Origin of the sequence: Cellulomonas sp., assembly GCF_035634735.1 — a bacterium.
Lineage (GTDB): Bacteria > Actinomycetota > Actinomycetes > Actinomycetales > Cellulomonadaceae > Cellulomonas.
In genome coordinates this window covers 1-4888 of the sequence record NZ_DASQCJ010000166.1, presented here as the reverse complement: position 1 = coordinate 4888, position 4888 = coordinate 1, and the positions used below count along the sequence as shown (strand labels likewise).

The 4888-nt window shown below is 76.7% G+C and carries 7 protein-coding genes and 1 riboswitch; of the genes, 5 read left to right on the top strand and 2 right to left on the bottom strand.

Annotated elements, in window-relative coordinates:
* On the bottom strand, positions 1-220 hold a 220-nt coding region (locus VER05_RS14015), incomplete at its 3' end, for a helix-turn-helix domain-containing protein (protein ID WP_324845949.1).
* An 85-nt stretch (positions 221-305) separates the two neighbouring features.
* On the opposite strand from VER05_RS14015, the gene VER05_RS14010 reads away from it, so the two are divergent.
* Both VER05_RS14010 and VER05_RS14005 read left to right on the top strand, forming a co-directional pair.
* Positions 306-1298 (top strand): ABC transporter ATP-binding protein, encoded by a 993-nt coding sequence (locus VER05_RS14010; protein WP_324845950.1) that lies wholly within the window; start codon positions 306-308, stop codon positions 1296-1298.
* A complete protein-coding gene (locus tag VER05_RS14005; RefSeq protein ID WP_324845948.1) occupies positions 1295-2116 on the top strand; it encodes an ABC transporter permease in 822 nt (273 codons plus the stop codon). Before VER05_RS14010 ends, VER05_RS14005 begins: the two co-directional genes overlap by 4 nt.
* 34 nt (positions 2117-2150) lie before the next feature.
* Here VER05_RS14005 and ybaK read toward each other — a convergent pair whose 3' ends face one another.
* Positions 2151-2645 (bottom strand): Cys-tRNA(Pro) deacylase, encoded by a 495-nt coding sequence (gene ybaK, locus VER05_RS14000; protein ID WP_324845947.1) that lies wholly within the window; start codon positions 2643-2645, stop codon positions 2151-2153.
* A 30-nt stretch (positions 2646-2675) separates the two neighbouring features.
* Positions 2676-2784, top strand: a riboswitch (TPP riboswitch).
* 56 nt (positions 2785-2840) lie between these two features.
* On the opposite strand from ybaK, the gene VER05_RS13995 reads away from it, so the two are divergent.
* From VER05_RS13995 to VER05_RS13985, 3 genes are all read left to right on the top strand, one after another.
* Complete coding sequence (locus tag VER05_RS13995) at positions 2841-3503, top strand: YkoF family thiamine/hydroxymethylpyrimidine-binding protein (RefSeq protein ID WP_324845946.1); 663 nt, start codon at positions 2841-2843, stop codon at positions 3501-3503.
* Positions 3496-4128 (top strand): ECF transporter S component, encoded by a 633-nt coding sequence (locus tag VER05_RS13990; RefSeq protein WP_324845945.1) that lies wholly within the window; start codon positions 3496-3498, stop codon positions 4126-4128. Before VER05_RS13995 ends, VER05_RS13990 begins: the two co-directional genes overlap by 8 nt.
* A 10-nt stretch (positions 4129-4138) precedes the next feature.
* Positions 4139-4888, top strand: a 750-nt coding sequence (locus VER05_RS13985; protein WP_324845944.1) for an ATP-binding cassette domain-containing protein, incomplete at its 3' end; no start/stop codon positions are given.

Below are 4888 nucleotides of genomic sequence, written 5' to 3'. Positions count from 1 at the left end.
CGAGCCGGTACCCGCCGTCGGGCCCCTTCGTCGCGTGCACGGGGTAGCCGAGGACGCGCAGGCGGTCGACGTCGCGGCGCACCGTGCGGGGGCTGACGCCGAGCCGGCCCGCGAGCACGTCGCCCGGCCAGTCGCGCCGGGCCTGCAGCAGGGACAGCAGGGCGAGCAGCCGCGACGACGGCGTCGCCGGGGCGTCGGCCAGGTCGGGGATCGCGGTCATGGGGCCAGTCTGCTCCGGGTAGCGGACAGGATGTGACCGCTACCAGGGCCACGGTGGGGTCATGACCAGCAGAGGGGAACCCGCCATGATCCGCACCAGGGGACTGACCAAGGACTTCGCCGGGGGCAAGGGGCCGACGGTGCACGCCGTGCGCGGCCTGGACCTCGAGATCGCGCCGGGCGAGCTCGTCGCCGTGCTCGGGCCCAACGGGGCCGGGAAGACGACCACCATCCGGATGCTCACCACGCTGATCGCCCCGACGTCGGGCACCGCCGAGGTGGCCGGGGCGGACATCGCGCGGGAGCCGGGGACCGTGCGCCGCCGGATCGGCTACGTCGGCCAGGGGAACGGCGCCGGGCACGCGCAGCGGGCCGCCGACGAGCTCGTGGTGCAGGGCACGATCTACGGCCTCGACCGCCGGGACGCGCGGCGCCGGGCCGCCGAGCTCATGGACCAGCTCGACCTCGAGCCCTTCGCGCGCCGCAAGGTCTCCGACCTGTCCGGCGGCCAGCGGCGCCGGCTCGACGTCGCGCTCGGGCTGGTGCACGCCCCGCGGCTGCTGTTCCTGGACGAGCCGTCGACCGGGCTGGACCCGCACAACCGGGCCAACCTCTGGGAGCACATCCTCCGGCTCCGCGAGCGGCACGCGATGACCGTCGTGCTCACCACGCACTACCTGGACGAGGCCGACCAGATGGCCGAGCGGGTCGTGGTCGTCGACGAGGGCCGGGTGATCGCGGACGACACCGCCGCGGCGCTGAAGCACACGCTGGCGGGGGACCGGCTGGTGCTCGCGGCGGCGGACCCCGCGGGCGCGCCGGCGCTCGCGGAGGTCGCCGCCCGGGCGCCCGGCGCGCGCGACGTCGAGGTCGACGGGGCCGAGGTCCGCGCCCGCGTCGCCGACGCCCCGACCGCGCTGCCCGCGGTGCTCGCCGCCGCGGGCGCCCGCGGCCTCGCCGTCGCCCGGGCCGAGGGGCACCAGCCCACGCTCGACGACGTGTTCCTGACCCTCACCGGCCGCAGCCTCCGCGAGGAGGGGGCCGCGCGGTCGGCCGACCCCGTGGAGGTGGCGGCATGACCGCGACGACCGCCCAGACCCTGCCCGCCGAAACCCTGCCCGCCCGCGAGGCCACCCGGTCCTGGTGGGGCGACGCCTGGCTCGTGATGACCCGCGAGCTGCTGCCGACCGTGCGCGACCCGTTCTCCGTCGTGTTCGGGCTGATCCAGCCCGTGGTGTTCCTCGGCCTGTTCGGTCCGCTGCTGGCCGGGTCGGTCGGGGACGGGCTGCCCGGCGGGGACGTCTGGGCGTGGTTCGTGCCCGGCATCCTCGTGATGACGACCCTGTTCGGCACGTCCACGACCGGCGCGAACCTGCTGTTCGAGATGCAGACCGGCGCGCACGAGCGGCTGCTCGTCACCCCGCTGGCCCGGTCGGCGCAGCTCGTCGGCCGGTCCTGGAAGGAGATGGTGCCGATCGTCGCGCAGTCGGTCGTCGTCGTGGCGGTGATGCTGCCGTTCGGCTTCTCGTTCAGCCCGGCCGGGGCGCTGCTCGGGCTGGTGCTGCTCGCGGTGTTCGGCGTCGGGATCGGGTCGCTGTCCTACGCGCTGGCGATCGCGGTCCGGAAGCAGGACTGGATGTTCTGGGCCGTGCAGCAGACCCTGCTGTTCCCGCTGCTCATCCTGTCCGGGATGCTGCTCCCGCTCGAGACCGGGCCGCGGTGGATGCAGGCCGCCGCGGACGTGAACCCGCTGCGCTACGTGGTGGACGCGGAGCGCGCGCTGTTCGCCGGGGACCTCGCGTCCGCGACCGTGGCGTGGGGCGCGGTGGCGGCGGTGCTCACCGCGGCGCTCGGGCTGCTGGTGGGGGTGCGGACGCTGGCGCGGAGCGCGCGGTAGGGCCGGGCGCGCTGCCGGGGCGGGGCGGCGGCGGTCAGCCGCGGGCGATGTCCGCGACCGTCGCCGCCGTCAGCCGGATGAGGTCGTCCGGGGCCAGCTCGACGTCCAGGCCCCGGCGGCCGCCGGACACGAACACGGTGTCGAACAGCTGCACGGTCTCGTCGACGACGGTCGGGTGCGGGGTCTTCTGGCCGAGCGGGGAGATGCCGCCGACCACGTACCCGGTCGCGCGCTCGGCGGCGGCGGGGTCGGCCATCACGGCCTTCTTGCCGCCGACCGCGTGGGCCAGCGCCTTGAGGTCGAGCTTGCCGGCGACGGGCACCACGGCGACGGTGAGCGTCCCGTCCACCGACGCCAGCAGGGTCTTGTAGACCTGCTCGGGGTCGATGCCCAGCACCTCGGCGGCCTCCAGGCCGTACCCGACCGTGCTGCGCGGGTCGTGGTCGTAGGCGTGCGCGGTGTGCGGGACCCCGGCGGCGGCCAGCGCGACCAGCGCGGGCGTCCCGGACGACGGCTGCTTGCGGCTCACGGGGCCAGCCTAGGGGCGGTGCTGCTAGCGTCGTCGCAGCACGGGAGTCCGGTGAGCCGGGCTGAGAGGGAGTACTCGAACTCCGACCGTAGAACCTGATCTGGATCATGCCAGCGCAGGGAGCGACATCTCGCAGGATGCCGGGCACCCGTCCGCCGTCCTCCCGTGCTGAGGCCGACCAGCACAGGAGGACGCATGATCCCGACACCCCCGACGACGCAGCCCGGGCCCGCGGAGGCCGCCGACCTGGTGGCCGACCCGCTGCGGTTCGGGGTCGGCGCCCGCGTCACCGTCGCGGTGATGTCCGACCGGTACGCCGAGACGATCCTCGCGGTCCTGGGCTCCGTGGCCGCGGACGGCCTGGTCGTGCAGACCGGCGACGTGAGCACCTACGTCGGCGGCGCCGAGGCGGACCTGCTGCGCTACCTCACCGACCTGGTCGACGCGGTGGCCGCCACCGGCGAGCACGCGGCGGTGACGCTGCACCTGTCCCGCGGCTGCCCCGGCGAGGTGCGGTGCGCGCTGCCGGGCGGTGCGGGGCCGCGCCGGGTCGCGCTGCCGCCGGGCCGCCGCACCGGCCGGTCCGGCGCGGCGGAGTGGGCGCTCTACCCGCTGGCCGACGACGTCCGGGCCGGCGTCGTGCCCGACCACATGCGCGACATCGAGGCGGCGATCGGCCTGGCGCGGGAGAACGGGACCTTCCGGGGGTCCGAGCACTTCGTCACGCGGCTCGAGGGCGACGTCGGCGCGCTCGTCGAGACGGTCGTCGGCGCGTGGGCGCGGGTCGGCCGGGGCGTCCAGCACGTGACCAGCCACGTCACCTTCTCGCTCAACAGCCCGACCCGGTCCCGTGGCTGAGGGCGTCGCCGGCGGGCGCCGGAGGGAGCCGCTCGCGCTGAAGGACATCGTGCTCATGGTCGTCCTCGGCGTGGTGTTCGGGTTCCTGTACTGGGCGCTCGTCCAGGCGTGGAACGGCCTCGCGGTGCTCATGGGCCCCGCGGGCGACCTCGCGCAGCACCTGCTGCTCGGCGGCTGGCTGCTGGTGGCGCCGATCGCGATCGCGATCATCCGCCGGCCCGGCGTCGGCGTGCTCGCGGAGGTGCTCGCCTCCGTGGTCGAGGTGGTGTTCCTCGGCTCGCCCGTGGGGCCGCTGCTGATCGTCGCGGCGCTGCTCCAGGGCCTGGGCAGCGAGCTCCCGTTCGCGCTCGGTCGGTACCGGCGGTTCGGCTGGGCCCGGTTCGCGGTGTCCGGGCTGCTCGGCGCGACCCTCGTGTTCGCGTGGTCGGCGTTCCGGTTCGGCTGGTACGGGCAGGACGTGCTGGTGCTGCGGCTGGTCCTCCAGGCCGCGTCCGGCGTCGTGCTGGGCGGCCTGCTGGCCAAGGTGGTCGTCGACGCGCTGCTCCGCACCGGGGTGCTGGACGGGTTCGCGATCGGGCGGGCGGCGGCGGCGGAGCGCCCGGTGCTCGAGCGCCGTGCCGGCTGAGGCGGCGGCCGTGCTCGACGTCGCCGGGCTCGAGGCGGTGCTCGACGGCGGCGCCGGGGTCGGCCCGGTCGACCTGCGGCTCGACCCCGGCGAGCAGGTCCTGGTGCTGGGGCCGTCGGGGGCGGGGAAGTCGACGCTGCTGCGCTGCCTGCACGGCGCGGTGCCGCACGCCGTCCCCGCGCGCGTGCACGGGCGGGTCGCCGTCGGCGGCCGGGCGGTCGCGGAGCACGGCGTCGCGGCGCTCGCGGACGTGGTGGGCGTGCTCGCGCAGGACCCGGAGACCGGCGTCTGCCTCGCGGACGTCGCGGACGAGGTCGCGTTCCCGCTGGAGAACCTCGGGACGCCGCCCGCCGCGATCGGCCCCGCGGTCGCGGCGGCGCTCGCGGCGATCGACGCCGCGCACCTGGCCGGCCGGCGCACGGACGCGCTGTCCGGCGGCGAGCTCCAGCGGGTCGGCCTCGCCGCCGCCGTGGTCACCCGGCCCCGGCTCCTGCTGCTGGACGAGCCGACGTCGATGCTGGACGCGGACGGGGTGGCGGCCGTGCGGGCGGCGCTGGCGGCCGCGCGGCAGGCGACCGGCGCCGCGTGCGTGCTCGTGGAGCACCGGCTGGACGGCCTCGCGGGGGACGCGGGCGTCGCCGGGCTGCCGGGCCGGTGGGTCGTGCTGTCCGCCGACGGCCGGGTGACGCACGACGGGCCGGCGGCGGAGGTCGCGCGCGCGGCGGGACCGGAGCTGCTGGCGCGGGGCTGCTGGCTCCCG

What these genes read in the sequence shown, in the direction of transcription:
- VER05_RS14010 (WP_324845950.1), top strand. Translation starts at nt 306, where the DNA reads ATGATCCGCACCAGGGGACTGACCAAGGACTTCGCCGGGGGCAAGGGG.
- VER05_RS14005 (WP_324845948.1), top strand. Translation starts at nt 1,295, where the DNA reads ATGACCGCGACGACCGCCCAGACCCTGCCCGCCGAAACCCTGCCCGCC.
- VER05_RS13995 (WP_324845946.1), top strand. Translation starts at nt 2,841, where the DNA reads ATGATCCCGACACCCCCGACGACGCAGCCCGGGCCCGCGGAGGCCGCC.